The sequence below is a fragment of the Legionella sp. PATHC032 genome (assembly GCF_026191185.1).
In the GTDB taxonomy this organism is placed as follows: domain Bacteria; phylum Pseudomonadota; class Gammaproteobacteria; order Legionellales; family Legionellaceae; genus Legionella.
The window spans coordinates 18,935-41,071 of the sequence record NZ_JAPHOV010000001.1 but is presented as its reverse complement, the minus strand read 5'-3'; the positions used below and the strand labels follow the sequence as shown (position 1 = coordinate 41,071).

The window sequence follows — 22,137 nt, the reverse complement described above, 5'->3', positions numbered from 1 at the left end:
CATCATTTTTGATTCGTACTTAATCAAAGTGTCGAATCTATTTTTTATAACTTAACAAAAGATTTTAAATATGGGATGGACTGATCGATTTTGGAATGCATATCGCGTGGTTACTAATACCGTAATCGAAGGCGCAGCAAACTCTTTAAATGCAGCAGGCTCGTTAGCCTGCTTGGTCGGAGGAGCTGGGGTCTCTCTCTCTTACTCCATGTCTGAAACAATAAAAGCAGGATACTTCGGATCAGTTGGAGTAGCTGGCACAGTTAATTTGGATGTGACTGCGGTAGAATTTAATTATGGATTCAATCAAACCATTCCTTTTCGCAGAGATTTACTGGAAAAATCTGGCGGTGGCAGCTATGCATTGAATGATTTTGCCAATCCAGGTACTATTTTTATGATCAGTTCTCTGGCTATTCTTTCCGGAACTACTTTAAGAACTTTTGGGGCCAATCTTAAAAAATGGCAACAGAACAGGGAAGACAAATATCACTTTAATACCCAGTACGGCACTGACCTGGAGTCACCTTCTTACAAAGAATATCTGTATGTCAACGCAGAATCCTTTTGTAATTCTTTGGCAATAGCTTCATTCAGCAGTCTTTTAGCAAAAAATGTTCTGGATTTCTCAATCAAGGATTTATCCCAGTATCATTTGACTTATCCTTTTAATGGAACAAATATAACTGGTTCAGTGAATACACCTCATTATACTGGACCAGTTACTTCAGAATTTTTCCCTCTTGACTTTTTTGTGTCTCAAAATACAACCATCCACGCAGATTATTTAAACCTGTTGGTCAATGAAAAAGTGAAAGCCAATGCGATGACCAATGTCACTTATGGTGGAGGAGTGCTTTTAAAGCCCAGCCATCAATCAAGCGCCCCTCTTCTGGCTGCTTCTACAAGTATTGGTATCAGCACCTATTTGGCAGGCACTTTTTTTGGCAGGAAAGTCTTGCGGGAACGTGATGAAAGGCTTCAGCGTTCAAGATCATCGAGCTATTCCATAGTTTCAGGCACTTTTTGGGATAATAAGAATGACATAGAGGCAAAGGGCGATGAAAAACATGAACAAGTCCATTCGTTGCAGTAAAGAATGGCCTAAATCTTCTTCATGTAATATATTGCAATGAATAAAAATGAAATGGAGTTTTTCATGATATTTAAATCAAGGCTAGCTTGCGTTATTTTATTGTGCTTTTCAAGTGTTACCGGGTGGTGTCTGCCTCAGTCTTATGGGGAGGATAGAATCATTGTGTCAAACTGCCTTTATGAGCAACTAAAAGACAAAGTCAAGTTAATTACGCAATCTGATCGCTTTAGCTTCATTGCCATTTCCATTGATGACAATATTGCCAATACTCTACAAAAAATGAGACCGGTATGCGGACATTACCTTAATGCTGAGCCCTATATCAAAAATAGCTACAATAGTTTCCTTGATTCGCAAAAATTATTAGATAAACTGACCCGCTACCACCCCATCTCGCCCGCAAACTCATACCCTATTAATCATGACGCACAAGTCCTTGGATTGTTCGAACAAATTGACCCAGCCAAAATATGGCAGACCAATCAACATTTAACCAGTTATATCAACCGATCTGCCAAATCCAGAACAGGAGTTGACGCTGCACAATGGTTTAAGCAACAATTTGATACCTTAGCCCAAGATTATGGAAGAAAGGACGTAGATAGCTACTTTGTCAAAACAGGCAACAAATTCGTACAGCCCTCAGTTGTCACTGTGATTGGAAAAGATAAACCAGGTGAGGCAATTGTTTTAGGAGCACATATTGACACACTGGACGGCAATATGCCTGGTGCCGATGATGACTCTAGCGGAATATCGGTTGAACTTGAAGTGGCAAGAGTTCTCTTTTTATCGAACTTTGAGCTCAATAGACCAGTTTATTTTATAGCCTATGCTGCTGAAGAAAGAGGACTTATTGGTTCAGGATATGTAGTACAAGATTTTTTACAGAAAAAAATTCCAGTGAAAGCAGTAATGCAATTAGACCAGGCAGGGTATAGAGCTAACGCCAAAGATCAAACGATTTGGCTGTTAAAGGATTATGTAGATAAGGGTTTAACTGAATTTACAGCACAATTATTAACTCACTATATAAAAATTCCTGTTGGCTACACTAAATGTGGTTATGCCTGCAGTGATCATGTGAACTGGACCAATGAAGGTTTTAAAACCACTTATCCATCTGCTACTACTTTAGACGATGATAATCCCTATGTTCATACCTCCGATGATACTTTGGATATTCTGAATCTGGAACATATGGTTAATTTTACTAAATTAGGCCTGGCCTTTATAACAGAGCTTGGTTTAAATTAGCGATGAAAACAATAGAGTTCATGCTAATTTAATGGTGCTCTGCAATTGGAGTTTATTAATGAAAACAGAAGCCTTACTTAGATGGTTAAATGTTGAAAACAATGAATCCTATGATTCTATCAGAAGTAAATATCAACTAAGACTTGAGGCCTTAGAAAAAGAAGAGCGCATAAAAAAAATGGGGGGTATTAATCCTTTTGCTCCCAAAATCCCCCATAATAACACCAGGATTATCACTGCCAAAGAGATACAAGAGGCATGGGCTGCTATTGACTCTCAAAGCAAATATCAGCAATTTAAAGGACTAAGAGTCCAAGAAGTCAATTTACCCATCATCCCTGACAAAAAAAAGGATAGCAAGAAAGAAGAAACAAAATTAAACCATTTTGTAAGAGAACGTCCACAAGGACCTCAGGGAAGACGCTTGCCTTCTCATTTACAAGCTAAAGTTAAAAGGGTTCCTTTGGACAAACCTCACACTAGACTAATTACTAGAGAAACCGAGCAGCCAGTTAACGTAGCTTTAGACAAAATCACCTTATCAGTGAATGACCTACAATCTGCTGTTTACAACGCGGTTCAAAATTATACGAATTATCACACGAAATCCGAAAATAAAAATAATCCCAAATACAACAGAGGACAAGGCGATGGCTTTTTCAGTTTTTTTCGTCATGGAAGCTTTGGAATCACTACAGCGAATAATCTATATACTTCTATCAACGCAAAGAATGCTTCATTGTGTGAAACCATAGAAAAATTAAAAGATTTTTTAGGCCATTCCTCCAGGGCTTATCATCATCATTCCTTCACATCCTACCTGGCTGATGCACTTGCTGAAAAGGGATTATTAATATCGCATCCTGCCAGCCGGTATAAGAAAGAAGACGTAGTGAACCAACTTGACAAATGGATAGCACAAAATTCATCTCTTAATCATTTAAAATGATCATAACAAGGATATTCTGTTTTTTGCTCCTGAAGTAAAAACAAATAAGTAGTACCAGCCATCGACATCCCTGCCAAATTTTTAAATTAGTCACGGCAGCTGGTGCATTCTTACTTATTGATTAAATAAAGCAAACAGGACAAACCCAAAGGTCAAGGCAAAAAATGTTTTTTATTGTGGGAGTTTAGATAAACTAAACGACTCAATTAAAACCATTTTTTAACGAGTAGGTTAGAGGTTTTCGTAAGTCCCGACAAAAACTTATCCCCACTTAATGGTTTGGAAAAATACCATCCCTGTGCCATATCGCAGTTCATTGAGCGCATTAATTCCAGTTGTTCTGCCGTTTCTATTCCTTCAGCAATAACCGACAGTTTCAGATTGCGTGCCATGGCTATAATACTATTAATCAAACTTAACTCATTATGATTTGTATTTACACTTTGAATAAAAACACGATCAATTTTTAAACTTTTGAATGGATAGGATTTAATATACTGCAGGAAAGAATATCCTACCCCAAAATCATCCAAAGAAAAATGAATACCCATATCACTTAATTTGTTTAATTGAGATAAAATGAATTTTGAATCATCAATAAATGCAGATTCTGTAATTTCAAAAATTAGAGAATCTGCAGATAATTTCGTCCTTTTCAAAATTAGTTGTACCTTATTAATAAAATCCTTTTGTTTTAATTGTAAGGTAGAGATATTCACTGCTACTTTTATATTGCTGCTGGTAATAAATTGCCACTCTTTCGCTTGTGTACACACCTTATCCAAAATCCAATAGCCTAATGGAATAATCATCCCGGTCTCCTCAGCCAAGGGGATAATCTGGTCAGGAGTGATTTGACCTAAGGTTGTGTTTTGCCAACGTAACAAGGCCTCCGCAGCGACTACCTTATTTTCTTTAAGCTCAATGATCGGTTGGTAACAAATATATAACTCATTACGTGTTAGCGCCTGATATAGCTCCGTCTTAATACGAATATGGTTATTTGCCTCCTCAACCATGGTATTTTGAAATACTGTCCAATTATTTTTACCCCGCATCTTGCTCTGATACATGGCTGTGTCTGCATTACGCATTAAAGTTTTGGCATCCTTGCCATGATAAGGATATATTGCAATTCCTATACTTGTAGACACCAGTAATTCTTGTGATTCAATGACAAAAGGTTGAGAACAAACTTCTCGACATTTTTTTGCGATACTTTCAGCATCGGTATCTTGCGTGATGTTTTCTAAAATCATCATGAATTCATCACCACCTAACCGTGCAATAGTATCGGTTTGCCGTATAACAGATAGGAAACGTTCTGATAACGCTTTCAATAGTGAATCACCAACCGCATGTCCCAAGGAATCATTAATCTGTTTAAATTCATCCAAATCTAAAAACAGCACCGCCAATTTTTGATTGTTGATGTGGGATTTTGAAATGGCTCGTTCCAATTTGTTAAACGCGTAGAGACGATTAGGAAGATTGGTTAAATTATCAAATGTTGCCTGGTATTTTAACATTTCCTCATAGCTTTTCTTCTGAGTCACATCTTCCATAACAGCCAGATAGTGAGTGATCTCTTCATTCTCATTGCGAATTGGAGAAATAATTGCTGATACCCAAAAATGCTCTCCGGATTTGTTTTTATTCAGCAACTCACCATGCCACTCTTCCCCATTGGCTAATTGTTCCCACATGGTTTTATAAGTTTCATGGGGGGTTTGGCCTGATCGTAAAATTCTTGTATTTCCCCCAACCAATTCTTCCTTACGATAACCGGTTTGCTCTATCACTTTTGCATTGACATACTCAATAGTTCCCGATTTATCAGTTATTATGACTAAAACGGGACTTTGCTCTAAAGCCCGTGTTAACTTTCTTATAGTCGCTTCGGAGCGTTTTTGAAGTGTAATATCTCTTACTATAGCCAAAACCAATTTCTCACCAGTCGCATTAAAAACTGCTAAACGCACGTCAACAGGAAAAATTGTACCGTCTTTTCTGCGGTGCATCCCCTCTATGTTAAGGGGCCCCTTTTGCACATCCTCCCACAACTGATTTAAATTTTCCTGCGAAAATCCCACCTCAATATCCCAAACATAGGAATTAATTAGCTCTTCCCGACTATAATTCAAAGACAAACAAGCCGCTTCATTAACTTCCAGAAATGCTCCCTGCAGATTATGAATAAAAATACCATCCGATACAGCGTTCATCAGATTTCTATATCTTTCTTCGCTGATTTTTAGTTGATTGAATCGATTTACCTGTTCAGTAATGTCTTGTTTAATTGCTATATGTTGGGTAATTCTCCCTAATTCATCATCCATCACAGGAACGATGATGGTTTGAGCTATCCAATAACTACCATCCTTTTTCCTTGAACGTATTTGCCCCTTCCATGTATTCCCTGATTTAAGGGTCTGGTTTATTTGTTCAAATAAATGAACGTCTTCAACCGGTGAACGCAATAAGGAGGCTACCGTTTTGTTCATCGCTTCGTGAGCATTATATAAAGTGATATGCTCAAAAGCAGGATTAACATATTGAATGACCGCCTCTTCATTGGTTATTTCGACAGAATCACCTGCTTTTTCCAAAATAGTGGTCAGTAGTTTTTCCCTTTTTTTATTCATCAATTTGGCTAGAGATAGCTTTAATACACCCAGAATATCTTTAAAAAAAGGCATTAGTATTTCAACATTAAAATCAATAAATTCAAACCAGAAACTAATACAAAATAAATTACCTTGATATTTATCAAGGCAAATATCGATACGCTGTTTTGGTTTTTCTTGAGAATGCTCCTTGATCTTTGTCTTATGTATTTTCAAAAAATGCCAATCCGAGGTTACAGTTACAAATTTCTCTAATTCCTTTGACCCATCAAATGCTAATCCATTAGAAGCCAGAATATTGATATGGCTGCCATCATGATGCCAAACAGCGGTAATTGTATCTTTTAATAAGGGATGCTTACCGAGTAATTTTAACCCGTGTGAGCTTAAAGTATGTAGGGTATTTTCATCGCAACTCAATTCAATCAATTGGCTTATTAAGCTTCGTTCCAGCTGGTTAAGATGGTTAAAATTATCTCCTGAAGCAAGATGATTTAATGAATGTGGCTTTTTAATCTTCCTCATTTTATCCATCGTGTACCAATTTAAATCTATTCGCATTATTTGTGTATAATAAAGCTTAGGATCTAATCGTGTAATAATCAAAATAACTGCATCACATCAGATCATTTGACAACTACTTCATAAATCACAAGCACCAATATTAAACAATCTTATAAAATTTAATTGACTAATGACTTCAAACTGCCCACTAATCAAGTTAACATAGAGTTTCAACACTTTATTTAAAGCATCCATGCGAACATCAAGCTTCCTAGATAGGTTAATAGGTGAAGTCGATAGTGCGCTTCGAACCCTTGTTTTGCCACAAAAACGTACAACAATGCGCAAATCTCCCGCTGAAACCCTTATTGACACCGTACTGTCACCTCAGGAAAAGAAACATATTTCAGGACTAATGAGAGTAAATCATACTGGAGAAGTATGTGCTCAAGCGCTTTATCAAGGACAAGCTTTAACAGCGCGACTGACTCACATCAAAGAACAAATGGCTAATGCTGCGGCCGAAGAAATCGATCATTTGGCCTGGTGCGAAGAACGCTTGTATGAATTAGGCAGCAAACCCAGCCTTTTAAATCCCATCTGGTATTGTGGTTCGATTCTATTAGGCGCCCTAGCTGGATTGGCTGGCGATAAAATCAGCTTGGGATTTGTTGCTGAAACAGAACGCCAGGTAACCGCCCATTTACAAAGACATCTGCATTATCTCCCGGAAAAAGATAAAAAAACAAAAGCCATATTAAAAAGAATGCAAGAAGACGAAGAACATCATGCAAATACAGCCATGGAGGCTGGAGCAGTTGAACTTCCCTATATTATTAAACAATTGATGAATGCTGTATCAAAATTAATGACTCAGAGCAGTTATTATATTTAACAGGGTATTATTATATATGGACTACAATACGATATTCATTCTGTTTGTCATCTTTGTTGCTTTCGTATTTGATTTTATCAACGGATTTCATGATGCGGCCAACTCGATTGCAACCATAGTCACTACAGGTGTTTTAACGCCAAGACAAGCTGTGCTATGGGCTGCTTTTTTTAACTTCATTGCCTTCCTGATTTTTAATTTAACCGTAGCCCAAACAATAGGCTACGGACTAATCGATACGGATCTGGTGGACACTTATTTTATTTTAGCAGCCCTGATGGGAGCGATATTCTGGAATTTGGTGACTTGGTATTATGGACTGCCCTCAAGCTCCTCTCATGCCTTAATTGGTGGATTGGCTGGTGCGGCAATAGCCAAGGGCGGCCTGTCTTCACTCAAGATTACAGGTTTTGCCAAAGTAGCGGCAGGGATATTCATATCACCTGTTCTAGGATTATTGATTGGCTTATTATTCACTCATATTTTCACTTTGTTTCTAAGACATAAGAGCGAAGAAGAACTGAATACATTATTTAAAAGTTTTCAACTTATTTCTTCAGCATTATTGAGTATCACTCATGGTGGAAATGACGCGCAGAAAACGATGGGTATCATCGCGGTATTACTTTTTTCCGCATCTTGGCTTGATGGTGTATTTTATGTGCCATTTTGGGTCGTCATTTCATGTCATGGGGTAATTAGTTTGGGGACTTTAGCTGGGGGCTGGAGGATTGTGCATACCATGGGAACTAAAATTACCAAACTTAATACGCTGAAGGGTTGTGCCGCTGAAACAGGAGCGGCCATTACCATTTTCGCTGCAACAGAATTTGGAGTCCCTGTCTCAACCACCCATACGGTCACTGGCTCCATTGCCGGAGTTGGGCTAATCAGTGGAATAGGTGGCGCCCACTGGAAAGTGTTACGCAGGATATTCTACTCCTGGTTGCTGACCATTCCAGCTGCAGCATTAGTTGCTGCTGCTATTATGACCATCCCACCAACTGTTTAGATTATAGCCTTACTCAGCGGCACAATCCCCCTCAACACTCAAAGCACTATTTCCCCTGCTAAATGCAAAATAGACAGCCATACCTATCGCCATCCAAATCATAAAACGCAATATCGTTATCCATGGCAAATTCAAAATTAAATAAAAACAACTCATTATACCTAATATAGGAACATAAGGCATAAGTGGAGTTTTAAATGGTCTTTCCATATCAGGATGCGTTCGCCGTAAATATAAAACTCCCGCACAAACAATAATAAAGGCAAACAAGGTGCCAATATTAACTAACTCCGCTAAAGTACCGATAGGAGTCACTGAGGCGAGAGATGCCATCAATAAGCCACATAACAATATAATTCGAATTGGTGTTTTCGTCTGCTCATTCGTTTTTGATAAGAACCTTGGCAGTAGTCCATCCCTTGACATAGCTAAAAATACCCTGGTTAATCCATAGAACAGAACCAACATAACCGTGGTTAGACCGGCAATTGCACCTACACCGACCAGTCCAGCTGCTGTTTTATAACCCAAGACAAGCAGAACATGACTAATTGGCGATGAAACGTTAAGAGTAGTGTAATGAGCAATCCCGGTTAATAAACCAGAAACCAGAATATATATCACCGTACAAATAGCCAGGGAGGCAATTATCCCTATGGGTAAGTCCCGTTGTGGATTAATCGCTTCTTCGGCGGCAGTAGAGACAGCATCAAACCCCACGTAGGCAAAAAAGATGATTGAAGCACCTTTCATTACACCAGCCCAACCATATGGCATGAAAGAAGACCAATTTTCAACCCTCACTTCACCAAATGCGATAACTATAAAAATAAAAATAACCAAAAGCTTTACAAGCACCATGATATTATTAAATCGAGAACTGGATTTCACGCCAACAACTAATAATGCAGTTAGTACGGCTATGATAAAAATGGCTAATATATTAAGATCGCCACCGTCAGCAGGACCATGTAACAAACTAGCTGGGATAAATATTTGCAGAGCCATTAAAAAATCATTAGCATATCCACTCCAGCCGATAGAAACAGCCGATACAGCAATAGAATATTCCAATAACAAATCCCATCCGACTATCCACGCGATTAACTCACCAAATCCTGCATAAGCATATCCATAAGCACTGCCACAACCTCCTATGCTGGCAGCCAGTTCAGCATAGGATAGGGCTGCAAAAGCACAAGCAAATCCGGCGACAACATAAGAGAATATTACGGCTGGCCCGCTTATGGTAGCAGCGACTATTCCTGTAAGAACGAAAATACCAGCACCTATAATCGCACCTACTCCCAAAAAGGTAAGGTCAAAAACATTAAGGCATTTAGCTAAATGTGATTCATTGTCTAACGATCCCTTTATATCTTTTTTACGAAACAAGTCCATGATAGTATGCTCTCAGGTTTATTATTTATTGTTTATTTCCGAAATTTAAGTTATCAATAAACATAAACTCCGGTTATCTTCCATCTAACAAAACCTTACACATTTAAACTCTATCATTAAATTATAGCTGGGAGAAACCCTGCAAAGGTTAAAAATTGAATGAAAAGATTAATTTCCAGCTTAACCATCATTTGCTCTTTAAATGCGTTCGCTGCAGACGAAACGACATCCAATCCTTGTTCTCGCTGGATAAGTTTCCTCAAGCCCGTGTGTCAACGTATCCATCAAACATGGACAGAAGGCCATGATGATATGTATTTTTCAGGGTATGCTTGGCATAACCGCTATGTTTACAGTAGTGAGAAAATTAAGTCCTACAATGAAACCGCATGGGGTGGTGGATTAGGCAAAAGTATTTTTGATGAAAAAGGAAACTGGCATGGGCTTTACGCGATTGCCTTCCTGGATTCCCATCGCCATTTAGAACCCGCAGTTGGTTATGCCTATCTCAAAACAGCTTCGGTAAACAAAGATTTAAAAGCAGGCCTTGGATACTCGGTATTGGTTACATCTCGCGTTGATTACGATAATGTCCCCATCCCTGGAGCATTACCGTGGGCAGCTATTTTCTACAAAAGAATAACGATTGCAGCAACCTACATCCCTGGGTCTAGTCGTGAAGGACATGAAAATGGGAATGTATTGTATATGCTTGGAAAAATATCTTTATAAATATGGATTAGTCATGCGGCAAAAGATAATCCGAAACAATTCCCATCAACACCATTTTAAAACTGTTGCAACTGAAAATTCAACTTGTTAGTCTTTTGAAGATTTTTAACTGCTAGGTAACAAGGAGAAGTAACATGATGTTGAAAACCCAGTTGACTGCTTTTATCGGTGCTGTAATCTTGGCTGGCTCTTCTTTAGCAAATCCAATAAAACCTGAGGTATGTCCCAGTGTATCCTCTATTCAAACAGAAGGGATGTCCATGTCTGCTGAAATTTTGGAGGGCATGTATATCACCTATAATTTAAGTCATTACAATACCAGTTCAAGCTGGGTATTTATTGTAGGACCAATAGCAGCTGAAAATGATGATATAGCATTGGCAGAAAGCAATAAATTACTCTCAACTATATCAGGATCACCCCACCCAGAAGATGATGGAGAAGGCAATTGGATATGTCAGTATACGACCAAATCCAAAGACATTATAGCATTTGCGATAGAAGCAGATGATATGATCTCTCCATTGAAAATGATGAGATATCTCAGAACAATCCGCTGAACAGCGTATAACAACTGCCCGGATACGGAAGCATGATTTGCTTCCGTAATTTTTGGGATTTCAAAACCAATCTATATTTGGAATTACACCCTTCGATTTTATCATTCAAATAAAATCCTGGTAATTAATAGAGCAAATCAAACTCAATGATTATTAACCAAGAATAATTAAGACTTCTCACTCTTTTTGGTACTTCTTTATTTTATGTGCTATGTTTTCTTCATAACCCTAACTTCAGGACGAAAAGAAAATGAAATCATTTATTGAGCAAGCTCAATTCTATGCAAGCTACCATCAAAATACAGCGACCCGCTACACGCACATGGCAGGAGTCCCCTTAATTATACTTTCTATCATGATCTTTTTGGGATTTGTTAAAATAGTTATCCCAGGTGTTTATGCAACTAACCTGGCCTGTCTGGCGACCTTGGCCGCCCTCATTTATTACTTTCTGTTAAATTGGCAACTTGCCTTGGCATTAACTCCTATTTTGCTCTTTTTGTTATGGCTAGCCAGTTGGTTTAATTATGATGGTCCAACGAAATTGGGACTTTGGGTATTTATTATTACTTTTGTTGTGGGTTGGGGATTGCAATTATATGGTCACTTTATTGAGGGAAAAAAACCTGCCTTTATGGTTAATTTTACCCAAGCCCTTATCGCACCTTTGTATTTAACAGCAGAATTATTTTTTATGGCAGGACTCATGACTTCTCTAAAAGAACAAATTTATGGGAATGAAGAAGGAAACATCCATTCTGAAAAAGAAAGCAAAAGCAAAACAAAATCCAAATCTTAAATAATAAATAACTGAATTATTCAGTTGCTTCAATCACAGGGCTTACGAAAAACCCCAAGGTCAAGGCAAAAAATGTTTTTAATGAGAGAGTTTAGATAAACTAAATGACCGAATTAAAAACATTTTTTAACGATGAGATTGGGGTTTTTCGTAAGTCCTGAATCAGTTATCTGCAAAATGCGGCATTACAATTTTAAAACAATGGTGAATTTTGCTATTTCGTTTAAAATCCTGATCGATGGTCTGCGATGTAATGTCTTGTACTGCATATTTCTCTTTCAGCATTGGCTCTAACTTGAATTGGCGCAGATTAGTTGAGAAATATAAGATACCATTAGGGTTTAGCAACCGCATTGCCATATTAATCAAAGAAACATGATCTTTTTGAATGTCTAAAATATCAGTCATACGCTTTGAGTTTGAAAAGCTGGGCGGATCTAAAAAAATAACGTCAAATTTATCCCTTGTAATTTTCATCCATTCTTTACAATCGTATTGCAAAAATTGATGTTTGGATAAATTAATATCATTTAATCTAAAATTGTCTTCTGCCCAAAGTAAATACGTTTTGGATAAATCAACATTCGTGGTTAATGCACCTGCCAAGGCAGCATGGACACTTGCACTGGCGGTATAACAAAAACAGTTCAAAAATCGAGTTCCCGGCTCTAATTGAGCGAATTTCAAGCGCATAAGTCTATGATCCAGAAATAACCCTGTATCGAGATAATCATACAAATTCACTATCAATTTTGCCTTGCCTTCTGTCACTATCAGCCTGTGGCTGGTTTTCCCTATTTTTTGATATTGTTCCGAGCCCTTTTGCTGCTTTCTTTGTTTAACTATTAATTTTTCGGGGTGAATATTTAACACCCGTGGAACGACTTGCAATATCTCAAGACTACGTTTTTCTGCCTTGTGAACCGGGATGCTGGCTGGTGGCGCATATTCTTGCAGTACAGCATGGTCATTATATATATCTATGGCATAGGCGTATTCGGGTAAATCCGCATCGTAAATTCGATAACAGGAAATTTGATTTTTTTTAGCCCATTTCTGTAAATGATTTCTGTTTTTTTCCAATCGGTTAAATAACATTTGTGCATTATCAGAAAGCGGGGCATCCGGAGTATTTTTAAGTTTGTTTGCAGCAGAAAGAGCCAAACAATAGAGTTTGCACTCTAATGGGCCATTATATAAAGTATATTGCTTATCAGCTCGTAATCCTAATGCTTTAGCCAAAACGGAACTGGAAGTTAAAATAGCCGCTTGCCAACCTTGATAATGAGTATGTAATGTAGTACCCAATTGTTGATATAAAGGAACAAGTTGAGTTACCTCACCCAGTCGCTCACCATAAGGTGGATTACAAACAACTAATCCTCTTTTTGTCGCTGGCCTACAAGCATTTAGCGATAATGTTTTAAATTCAACCAAAGGTAATACTCCTGCTCTCTCGGCATTGGAACGCGCAAGAGTAATTACTTTGCTGTCAGAGTCAGTACCAACCAGCTTAACTGCCAGCGGTTTAACTTGCTGTAATGCTTGAGTTCGCAATTTTTCCCATAAAGAGCTCTGATGCCGAGCCCAATACTGTAAGGATTGATCTTGTCGTAATAAACCTGGGGCAATATGAGCTGCCATCATGGCTGCTTCTATAACTAATGTTCCCGAACCGCAAAACGGATCATGTAAACCATATCCTTGAGCGGCTAACTCTGGCCATTTGGCTCTTAGTAGCATGGCTGCTGCAACATTTTCCTTTAAAGGAGCCTTTCCTGTTTTTTTACGATATCCTCTTTGATGCAAGCTATATCCAACCAGATCAAAGCTCACCGTTAAAATATCATTTTTCAAATGGGCATGAATTAAAATTTGCGGTTTTTCTTTGTCGACCGAAGGCCTTGAACCATTCAATCGGCGAAAATGATCCACTATTCCATCTTTGACTATCTGAGCGCCAAACATAGTATTACGAATTTGCTCTGATGCACCATGAAATTCAATGGCTATGGTTTTGTCATGGGTAAAAACAGTTTGCCAATGAAAATCTGTGCATAACTGATGTACGGCTTGCTCTTTTGCAGCATGGCCACTAAATAAAATGAGTTGTATTCTGTTAGCAAGCCTTGACCATAAACATAAATTATAAATTACAGGCAGGCTGGCCTCACCATACACACCTTGCGGACTTACCTGAGTCACATGAAGACCCAATCCCTTGAGTTCGTCTTCCAGCAAATACTCCAAACCCTTTGAACAACTAATGAATAGTGAGTAATTCATTTTATTAAAGACCTTAAATAGCGAAACAGTGCTTTAGCAGCGCCAGTATTTTTCTCTTTCATCTGATCATCTAGTGCTTTTTTAATCAGTTGCCTTAATTGTTGCACGTCGTCAGGTTGATAGGCATCAATAAACTCTGTCAAAGCTTCTTTTCCATCTTGCAATAACCTGTCGCGCCATAGTTCTATCTCATGAAAGGAGGCAGTAATTGAACTCTCTTCTTCAAGGATTTTTTCATAGGCAGCAAGAATTGCTTCAAAATCGGCTGCACGCATTAGCTTGCCTATTAATTGCGCCTGTCGTCTTTTAGCCCCATGGCTTTTGATTGATCTGGCATCAATAATTGCTTGACGTAAATTATCGGGAAGGGGTAAAGAATCCAGCTTGAATGGGCTTAGATCAATAAATTTCACGCCTAGATCTTGTAGATAATGAGCATCTCTTTTTCTCTGTGATTTACTGATTTGTTCATCCATAGGGCAATATATTTTTTAAAATAACATCGATTATACTATATAAGTGCCTATCCAGATAGGATAGACTCTAATCAAATTTGAATGAAAACAAGCAAATACCAGCACCGTCAAAAATCAACCTGGTTCATCATATTAGTTAGCCATAGCTTTAAAAGCTCTGCACCTGAAAAAACAATAAAGAAGAATTCCAAACTGAGAAACTCAGTCTGCTGCAGCGAGCTTAATAGAAGATTGAACATATTGTTTGACTGGCCTTGATCGTAAATAAGTGTGGCCAATAGCTAAAAAATTATAGATAAGGATAAATAAAAGTAAAAAATGCAGCCAGGTTATTGTTAATTTTGTAAAAATTGGAATGGTGATCATAACACCCAGACATCCTGAAAAACTTAAAATCAATGTTTTCTTTAACGGGATTTTATTTTTTTGTAAAAAAACCAATGTGGTCAGAGGCTGCTGCATAGCCCCTGCAGTTGTCATGATTGGAAAAGCCACAACTGGTGAAACATTCATTAAAAATAAAACACCTTGCACCATGACAAAAAGCCCCACTCCGACAGAAGTAAGAGAACCACAAACTACCATGGCAAAAAAACCAATAACCAGTTTCCAGGAATGTAATTCTGTCAAATCACCTCCAACTGGTAATATGCGAAGCTGATGGGAGATTAAAAGAACAATGATCAGAGCAAATGAACAAATCATTGCCAGTCTAATGGCTTGCTTGCTTAACTGGCTCACGACAAAGCCGCCTACTAACCCACCAATACAGGTTCCGGTGACTAAAGTAAGTAACGTAGTTAAATCAACATCTACCATGTTTATAAAAAATAAAGATTCTATAGCCCCAGGGATAACTTGAGCGCCATTATTTACAGCGGGTAACTCATCATCACGAAAGGTACCTAATAATTTTGCCAAGGCTACATTAACAGCGAAACTGCCAACGCCTACTGTATCTGCAATAAAAGCAATAACTCCACTACACATTAACTTAACATATTGGGAGAAAGACAGAGGCAAGGAGGGCTGCTGCATAAACTTTAAAACCATTACGGCCAGGCAGAAAAAACTCAATATTAGTATGCAAAGCGTGATTAAAAAAAATGCCATTCTGTTCCTAATACGAAAGTAATATTTAATCCTAATGATTTTAAAATCAGAGCTTATTAAGATTTCAATTCCAAAGAAATCTAAAAGATAGGTCCTGTTTGATTATATACTAATTTCTATGCACGGCAAACAACAATGCGAGCAAAAATAGCTCGCGATGAATCACCAGAGATCACCCATTTGCTCGAAGCAAAAACTTGCCGGGAGCTTTTGTTCCCGCTATATAGCACACCCTGCTGTGTCAACGCCTACTTGACCAAAAGCAGACTTAACCTTGTTGATATCGGAATTTAAATCCCTGGCAGCATAAATAACTCCACAAGCCCCATTTTTAAAGTCCGTCGTAGGGGTCCAATATTTTGTGTTGGCAACAACCATGATGTGATAAGCGTTTTTAATCCCCATATCTTTAGACATTAAGTAAAAAGCCTTATTAAACACACCACTGGCTGTATGAACTATGAAGCTCTGGCGTTCTTGAGGAAGTGCGATATGTGTATTGGCATAAGCTACTACCTCATCATAGCTGATAGCACAATAACTGCCATTGTTTTGCGCAACACCTTTGTCTAAACAATCTGCAGAGCTTCCATCAGAAGAAGGGTAATCCATGAACCGCAAAGCTTTGCCAAAAGAATCACGAACTATTGTTTCACCAATACCCCATGTTACTTCATTTGGTTGTAAGTAAGCTTTGTTATACAACTGAGGATTTTTTTCCAAAAGATAAGCTCTTGACGCTTGTCCTGCCATATCAGATAGAGATTCATTAAGCGCACCCGATTGATCATGATACTCAAGACCAGAATGCTGCTCTGTAAAACCATGAGTCACCTCATGACCTGCTACGTCTAAAGAAACTAATGGATAAAAATCCAGCCCATCTCCAAATGACATAGCTTGTCCATCCCAAAAAGCATTATCATAATTTTGCCCAAAATGAACTCGCATGACCAATTGCATTGGCGCACCATTAGAGTGTTGTAAGGCATTAACTCCATACCAGTCCTTGTACATACCAACAATAACATGTCCGAAATAGTACGCATCATTGCTGGGAGAAAATCCTCCATTAATATTCTCTTCTGTATTATTGTTACAAACGTATTCAAAAGGGGTACTTATACTGTTTTCCCAATCCCACTGAGAATGGAGATTAACCAGCTTAACCTTTGAGTTTTCCATGACGCATTGACTGCCATTTTGAGTCACATCCAAAGCGGGTAACCCATCTTTACCATACCAATATTCCTGAACTTTCTCATTGCCACCAGGCCCTGTATCCAAATAATTTTTAATATTGTTCCATTGCTTAATCAAAGCTCCAGTTTGAGCATCAATAACAAAAAAAGGCCAATCTGGCTTGCCGTCTTGCTGCACGCTTTTAAAGGAAACCAAGTAAACCAGCTTTAATTGGTTATTCTGATCAGGTCGAATCTGTAGTTCAGTGGCTTCCTGTTGTATGTTAGACTGGGGGCTGAATTGAAAATAGGACTTTTTTGCATATTCCTTAGCTTGTTGTGCGCTAATAGCAGGCTTCGTATTAAGTTCTATATTTTCCAATAAGTGCCCGTTGACCTCTACATCATCATTGGATTGAACCCCAGGATTAGCTCCTTTAGTAATCATCACTTGAGCGCCAATAACAGGTATTCCTTTATACAACTGCTGATAACGAACTGTCATTTGATTATCTTCTTTTGTTTGATTCAATTTTTGTAATGAATTATCAATAACTGCAGAAGAGCTCTTTAATATAATCGTATTCTTTGGTGTTTGCAGTATGGGGTATTTATTGATGCTATTGAGAGGGGCTTGATACAAATCTACATTGTCAACAGCAAAAATACTTGAAGAAGACATCGACAAAATAAAAAACATTATTTTCTTTGACATACAGAACACTCACAGGATACACAATGGCGCAAATAATGGCATAAAATTAAACATTATGCAATATTTGTTCTCATGCTCATGTTTTTATTTCACCCTTTTGACAACCTCTTATGGATTACAAGTGAATGTCAAGACCCAATTTTAGAAAGGCTCTTGTGAGAAATAAGTCACTTTTTTATGAGCTGAGTGTCCTGAGAAAAGCTGCAAGGCATCCATGTTTGTAATAATTTATAATAGAACCATGATTGATCAGCCTGAAGATTTTACTTCAGACTCAGGTCTGGCGCGATAACCTCCAGCCAGCTCTTGATATAAGCGGACAATGCTTAGTAACTCTTGCAGTTTATCCTGATTTAAACTGATATTGATTTTATCGAGCGAAATTTTGCTATTTAAGGTTTCTATATAACTTTGAATACCCGTCTGATACAACCTATCATTCAAATTATAGGCTTTTGCCAAATGCTTTTGAGCGGAAGCAGTCTGTTTGAGCTTGTTAGTTAAACGCTCATTCTCTGATAACGCGTTGGTCGTGTCTCTTAATGCTTTTTGTAAAGTATCAATATAATTATAATAAGAAACCTTGTTTACGCCTTTAGCCTTAGCTACTGCACCTAAAACAGGCATATCAATAATGGGGGCTTTCAACAATTGATCATTAAATTTCACCGTTTTTTTCGGTAATGCGTAGCGGCTATCTCCAGCAGCCAAACCACCAATATAATCTAATTGTATAGTAGGTAAAAGATTACTTTCTGCAACGCCTATTCCTTCATGGGAAGCACGCAAACGGTTTTCCGCCACTTGCATATCAGGCCGATTTTCAAGAACTGTTAATGGTAAAGAACCAGGTATTAAATTATGATTTTTAAGTTGTAATAATTTTTTAACTGTTTTTATTTCACCTGGATTTTGGTTTAGTAAATATCGGAGAGCATTGCGACTTATAACGATATTACGCTCTGTTACCTCCAGTTCGCCTTGTATCAAATTAACCTGGCTATACAACTCTTCCTGCTCAATTTCAGAACTTAATCCTCCTTGGTAAACTTTGCTGGCAACCTTTGCCAGCTGAGTTAGATCATTAGCTAATGCCTGTAAAAATTCTTTGCGCTCTATTTCTGCAAGATAGGTGAAATAACTTGCTGCTATTTGTGAAATAATAGTGAGTTTGAGAGCATCGTCTTCTGCTTTTACCTGAGCAAGAGTATATTTTGCTCTTTTTTGCTCTCTGATTTGATTGATGATATTTATTGTATAATTAGGAATAAAAACAATCAGAACGCCAGGAAACCCCGTTGCCGGATTTCTTGAATAACCGGTCATAAGATCCAGGGTAGGCACCCACTGATAACGAATTTTTTTAAGCTCTCCCTCTGCCGCTTCAATGCTCCCTCTTGACATACCAAGGCTTGTATTGGAAATCAAACCTCTTTCAATCAGTTGGTTGAGAGTGGGGTCTTTAAAATCACGCCACCAAGCCATGTAAGGAATATTCTTGCTGTCAACATTTTTAACATTCCTGTCCGTTACCGACCATTTATTAATCACTTCAACATTGGGTCTGTGATAAGGCTCACTATAACATCCGACTAAAAAGACTGATAATAAAATGATTTTAACCGGACGTAGCATTCTTTACTCCCTCGCTAAGGTCAATTGTTTGCTCCCCTGCAACAAAATCTTTTAAGTGCACCAAATCTTTTTGAACCTGTTGAAATAGTTGATAATAATCAAACGTATGATAATGTTTCGTATAATAAGCCATATACAAGGCTTTCAAGCCAATAAAAATACGATTAGTCAGTTCCACAAACTGATTAAATTCATCCCCAACAGCATGTTCTGAACTGATTAAAAACTGGGAATTTGTTATGAGCTTATTGACCTCAAACAAGCTGTCAGTCAACTTGATACAAGCTTGGAACCATTCTGTTTTTTTTATTTTACCTTGATTTAACAAACGAACCAGCCTGTAAAGATCATCAATCACTTCAGCCTGAGTAATTTTGATAAATCGCTGCATCAGTCCATAATGCCTAAACCAAAAGTATTCAAAACCTAGAATAATAGTAAAAGCGATCAACGTACAAAGAGTATAATCGATAATAAAATAGGTGACTGGAAGGGTGTCTTCCGTACTAAAGTAACCGGAACCAAGTACTGACACATTGACCGTAAATACAGTCGGAACACTGTATGCTCTTCCTACCAGAAAAAACGCGAAAAAAACCATTAAAGGCATAATCAGAATTAACGTTCGATAATCCAGATGACCTATAAACCACAATAAATATCCGGTAAATAAGCCTAAAAGCACTCCTAAAAAACGATGATACGTCCTGAATATGGTTGTTCCATTATCAAAACCGGCATAAATCATCATCACAGCAAAGCCCGTCCACCCGGCCCGCGGATAACGCAGCCATTCCTGGACAAAAATAGTAAACGCAAAGACCGTACTGATCTGAATAGAGCGCAGCTCAAGATAGGAAAATGCTTGTACTCCTAGCCATCGGCGCATAAGTAATTCCAGCTTAAAATTAATTGATATAAGACTTCCAGCTCATGTGTTTCTTTAAATGCAGGCAGCTCCTGGTCTGAGAGTATCACCGGTTGTCTCGCTTTACATGCTTGGCAAAGACGTTCAAGATATTGATGTAAAACGATAACGTATTCCTTACGCAGTTGTTTTTGAAAAGACAGCAAGTAAGACATGGTCAAGATTAACTCAAAAGATAAAATGGTTATCTTTAGTATACTGTAGCACTTAATATTTCTTGGCAGCATTTTGGAGTAGCGCTCCATCACAATAATGCCTGAAAAAATAGCGATGGTTTTGACCTCTCCCTTACAAATCTTGGCAGATAGAGACTCCAGGCCGGAAATGACCTCAAAAAAGGCACGCTCCCAAATATCAAAATAATATTTTTTGGGAAAAAGAAATAATCCAGCGAATATTACTGCCATGGCTGCTAATGTATATAAAGCATTATTAATAGCGACATAAAAATTGCTGTCTGCCTCCACACCATAAATTAGGGAATAGGATGCCAAACTTAGCATCAATGGAACAATAACAAGCATTTTTTTAAAATGGTGAAGCACAAGGAAATAAAGCGCCAAGGTATAGAAAAAAACAAAAAAAATAAAAAGTACGTTGTATATGGAAATTACGCCGAACAAGAATATAGAGAGTATGCTTCCTAAAAGAGTATAGAGTAAAAGCATGTACTTTTCTTTTAATGTTGTTCCCGCCGCCTCCACAGTAAAGCAGGTGATTGGAGCATAAAAATAATAGAAATACGGATTATCAATGGAAGAAAAAAAGTAAAATAAAATCATAAGTTCCAAAACAAACACTGCTTTTAATCCATTAATACGATGTTCTTTATACCTATCGTAGGATGCAAGCTTATCTTTTAGTTGAGATATAAACATAAGCACTGGCACCAGGATTTAAAGGATAGTCAGGATCGGGATCCAATATCTTGATTTGTAATGGAAATCGCTGAGGAAGCAACAACCATTCATTTTGATTTGCAACAACTTGAATTTGGCTCTTGGGGGCGGTTGTTTGTCGTTCAGCAGCCCATAACGAGTTGACAACAACCCCATGAAATATTTTGTCGAAATAATACATACGTAAAATGATATACGCTTTATCACCTTGGCGAACATTGCGTAAGTCCGTTTCATTAAAATTAGCCTGGATATAATAATTTGCAGTATCTATAAAAGAAAACACCGGTTTGTGGATCTCGATAGGGGTATTCGGAGAAACATACATATTATCTATCACTCCATCACCAGGAGCTCTGACAATGGTTAAATCAAGATTAACCTTGGCATTATCCATTTTTGCCTTAAGGCTGGCGACAGTATGTCTTTGTTGCTCAATCTTGGCTTGCAAAACCGCCACTTCCTGTTGCAGAGCATTTCTTTTGTTAGTTAAGGTAGAAACATCATAACCAAGATTTTTTAATTCAAGAACAGATACTGCTTCAGCCACATTCTTATTTTTTTTAAGACCAAGAGCAAATTGGGCTTTTCCAAGTTCAGCATCCGTTGCTTTAATCAAAGCAACAGTTCTTTCAATCTGCTTTTGGAACACGTCTATTTTCTTTAATCCTTCCTTATAGTCAGCCGTTGCCTGTTGATAAGCCAACTCATAAGGAACCCTGTAAACACTGAATATAGGATCATTCTTTTTTACTTTTTGGCCATTCTTGACATAGATTTCAGTAATAAAACCAGATACATCAGCAGCTACAGGGGTCACATTAGTGACAACAAACGCATTGTCAGTGAAAGGGATCAAATAGGAAAATAAATGAAAAAGGCCAATAACAAGAGCGAGGCCAACGACAATGATGGGAAGATTAATGTAATTTTTGCCCTTTTTAAAAAACATAGGGATAGAATAACTAAAGAAAAGCCGGATATGTTTCGTTACTATTTTATACCATGTGACAAACTTCTCTTTCACAATGCAGCGCCTCTTTGATAATGACTCTATGATTCAACATCAGTT

Annotated in this window: 19 protein-coding genes; 8 read left to right on the top strand and 11 right to left on the bottom strand. The window is 37.8% G+C overall.

What is annotated here, in order from left to right; genetic code table 11:
* The first annotated feature begins 70 nt into the window (after positions 1-70).
* The 3 genes from OQJ02_RS00165 to OQJ02_RS00155 all read left to right on the top strand — a co-directional run bounded on the left by OQJ02_RS00165 (position 71) and on the right by OQJ02_RS00155 (position 3,302).
* Complete coding sequence (locus OQJ02_RS00165) at positions 71-1,096, top strand: hypothetical protein (RefSeq protein ID WP_265717336.1); 1,026 nt, start codon at positions 71-73, stop codon at positions 1,094-1,096.
* A 63-nt stretch (positions 1,097-1,159) separates the two neighbouring features.
* On the top strand, positions 1,160-2,353 hold the full coding sequence (lapB, locus tag OQJ02_RS00160; RefSeq protein ID WP_265717335.1) for an aminopeptidase LapB: 1,194 nt from the start codon (positions 1,160-1,162) through the stop codon (positions 2,351-2,353).
* A 58-nt stretch (positions 2,354-2,411) separates the two neighbouring features.
* Positions 2,412-3,302, top strand: a complete 891-nt coding sequence (locus OQJ02_RS00155; protein WP_265717334.1) for a hypothetical protein — start codon at positions 2,412-2,414, stop codon at positions 3,300-3,302.
* 206 nt (positions 3,303-3,508) lie between these two features.
* On the opposite strand, the gene OQJ02_RS00150 is transcribed toward OQJ02_RS00155, so the two are convergent.
* Both OQJ02_RS00150 and OQJ02_RS00145 read right to left on the bottom strand, forming a co-directional pair.
* Positions 3,509-6,454: an EAL and GGDEF domain-containing protein gene (locus OQJ02_RS00150; RefSeq protein ID WP_265717333.1), complete on the bottom strand. Its 2,946-nt coding sequence runs from the start codon at positions 6,452-6,454 to the stop codon at positions 3,509-3,511.
* 117 nt (positions 6,455-6,571) lie between these two features.
* Positions 6,572-6,781: a hypothetical protein gene (locus OQJ02_RS00145; protein ID WP_265719850.1), complete on the bottom strand. Its 210-nt coding sequence runs from the start codon at positions 6,779-6,781 to the stop codon at positions 6,572-6,574.
* Between OQJ02_RS00145 and coq7 the strand changes: the two genes are divergently transcribed.
* A complete protein-coding gene (gene coq7, locus OQJ02_RS00140) occupies positions 6,687-7,328 on the top strand; it encodes a 2-polyprenyl-3-methyl-6-methoxy-1,4-benzoquinone monooxygenase (RefSeq protein WP_265717332.1) in 642 nt (213 codons plus the stop codon). The two genes, OQJ02_RS00145 and coq7, sit on opposite strands and share 95 nt — an antisense overlap.
* Positions 7,329-7,344: 16 nt before the next feature.
* Positions 7,345-8,340 carry an inorganic phosphate transporter gene (locus OQJ02_RS00135; RefSeq protein WP_265717331.1) on the top strand — a complete coding sequence of 332 codons (996 nt, stop codon included), beginning with the start codon at positions 7,345-7,347 and terminating at the stop codon, positions 8,338-8,340.
* 9 nt (positions 8,341-8,349) lie between these two features.
* Here the strand turns inward: OQJ02_RS00135 and OQJ02_RS00130 are convergent, their stop codons facing one another.
* Positions 8,350-9,741 (bottom strand): amino acid permease, encoded by a 1,392-nt coding sequence (locus OQJ02_RS00130; protein WP_265717330.1) that lies wholly within the window; start codon positions 9,739-9,741, stop codon positions 8,350-8,352.
* 159 nt (positions 9,742-9,900) lie between these two features.
* Here OQJ02_RS00130 and pagP point away from each other — a divergent pair, with 159 nt between their 5' ends.
* The 3 genes from pagP (at position 9,901) to OQJ02_RS00115 (ending at position 11,832) form a co-directional block, all read left to right on the top strand.
* On the top strand, positions 9,901-10,473 hold the full coding sequence (pagP, locus tag OQJ02_RS00125; RefSeq protein WP_265717329.1) for a lipid IV(A) palmitoyltransferase PagP: 573 nt from the start codon (positions 9,901-9,903) through the stop codon (positions 10,471-10,473).
* A gap of 134 nt (positions 10,474-10,607) precedes the next feature.
* A complete protein-coding gene (locus OQJ02_RS00120) occupies positions 10,608-11,033 on the top strand; it encodes a DUF4949 domain-containing protein (RefSeq protein WP_265717328.1) in 426 nt (141 codons plus the stop codon).
* Between the two features lie 250 nt (positions 11,034-11,283).
* Positions 11,284-11,832: a DUF962 domain-containing protein gene (locus OQJ02_RS00115; protein WP_265717327.1), complete on the top strand. Its 549-nt coding sequence runs from the start codon at positions 11,284-11,286 to the stop codon at positions 11,830-11,832.
* A 162-nt stretch (positions 11,833-11,994) separates the two neighbouring features.
* Here OQJ02_RS00115 and rlmKL read toward each other — a convergent pair whose 3' ends face one another.
* From rlmKL to OQJ02_RS00075, 8 genes are all read right to left on the bottom strand, one after another.
* Positions 11,995-14,118, bottom strand: coding sequence for a bifunctional 23S rRNA (guanine(2069)-N(7))-methyltransferase RlmK/23S rRNA (guanine(2445)-N(2))-methyltransferase RlmL (gene rlmKL / locus OQJ02_RS00110; RefSeq protein WP_265717326.1), 2,124 nt, complete (start codon positions 14,116-14,118; stop codon positions 11,995-11,997).
* Complete coding sequence (gene yjgA, locus OQJ02_RS00105) at positions 14,115-14,594, bottom strand: ribosome biogenesis factor YjgA (protein WP_265717325.1); 480 nt, start codon at positions 14,592-14,594, stop codon at positions 14,115-14,117. Before yjgA ends, rlmKL begins: the two co-directional genes overlap by 4 nt.
* 201 nt (positions 14,595-14,795) lie before the next feature.
* On the bottom strand, positions 14,796-15,707 hold the full coding sequence (locus OQJ02_RS00100; protein WP_265717324.1) for a sulfite exporter TauE/SafE family protein: 912 nt from the start codon (positions 15,705-15,707) through the stop codon (positions 14,796-14,798).
* A 219-nt stretch (positions 15,708-15,926) separates the two neighbouring features.
* Positions 15,927-17,603 (bottom strand): M4 family metallopeptidase, encoded by a 1,677-nt coding sequence (locus OQJ02_RS00095; RefSeq protein WP_265717323.1) that lies wholly within the window; start codon positions 17,601-17,603, stop codon positions 15,927-15,929.
* A gap of 249 nt (positions 17,604-17,852) precedes the next feature.
* Positions 17,853-19,238, bottom strand: coding sequence for a TolC family protein (locus tag OQJ02_RS00090; protein ID WP_265717322.1), 1,386 nt, complete (start codon positions 19,236-19,238; stop codon positions 17,853-17,855).
* A complete protein-coding gene (locus OQJ02_RS00085) occupies positions 19,222-20,127 on the bottom strand; it encodes an FUSC family protein (RefSeq protein ID WP_265717321.1) in 906 nt (301 codons plus the stop codon). Before OQJ02_RS00085 ends, OQJ02_RS00090 begins: the two co-directional genes overlap by 17 nt.
* Complete coding sequence (locus OQJ02_RS00080) at positions 20,112-21,044, bottom strand: FUSC family protein (RefSeq protein WP_265717320.1); 933 nt, start codon at positions 21,042-21,044, stop codon at positions 20,112-20,114. Before OQJ02_RS00080 ends, OQJ02_RS00085 begins: the two co-directional genes overlap by 16 nt.
* The gene (locus OQJ02_RS00075; protein WP_265717319.1) at positions 21,019-22,092 is read right to left on the bottom strand and encodes an HlyD family secretion protein; all 1,074 of its coding nucleotides are present in this window, start codon (positions 22,090-22,092) and stop codon (positions 21,019-21,021) included. The genes OQJ02_RS00080 and OQJ02_RS00075 overlap by 26 nt, the downstream gene beginning before the upstream one ends.
* Positions 22,093-22,137 lie beyond the last annotated feature (45 nt).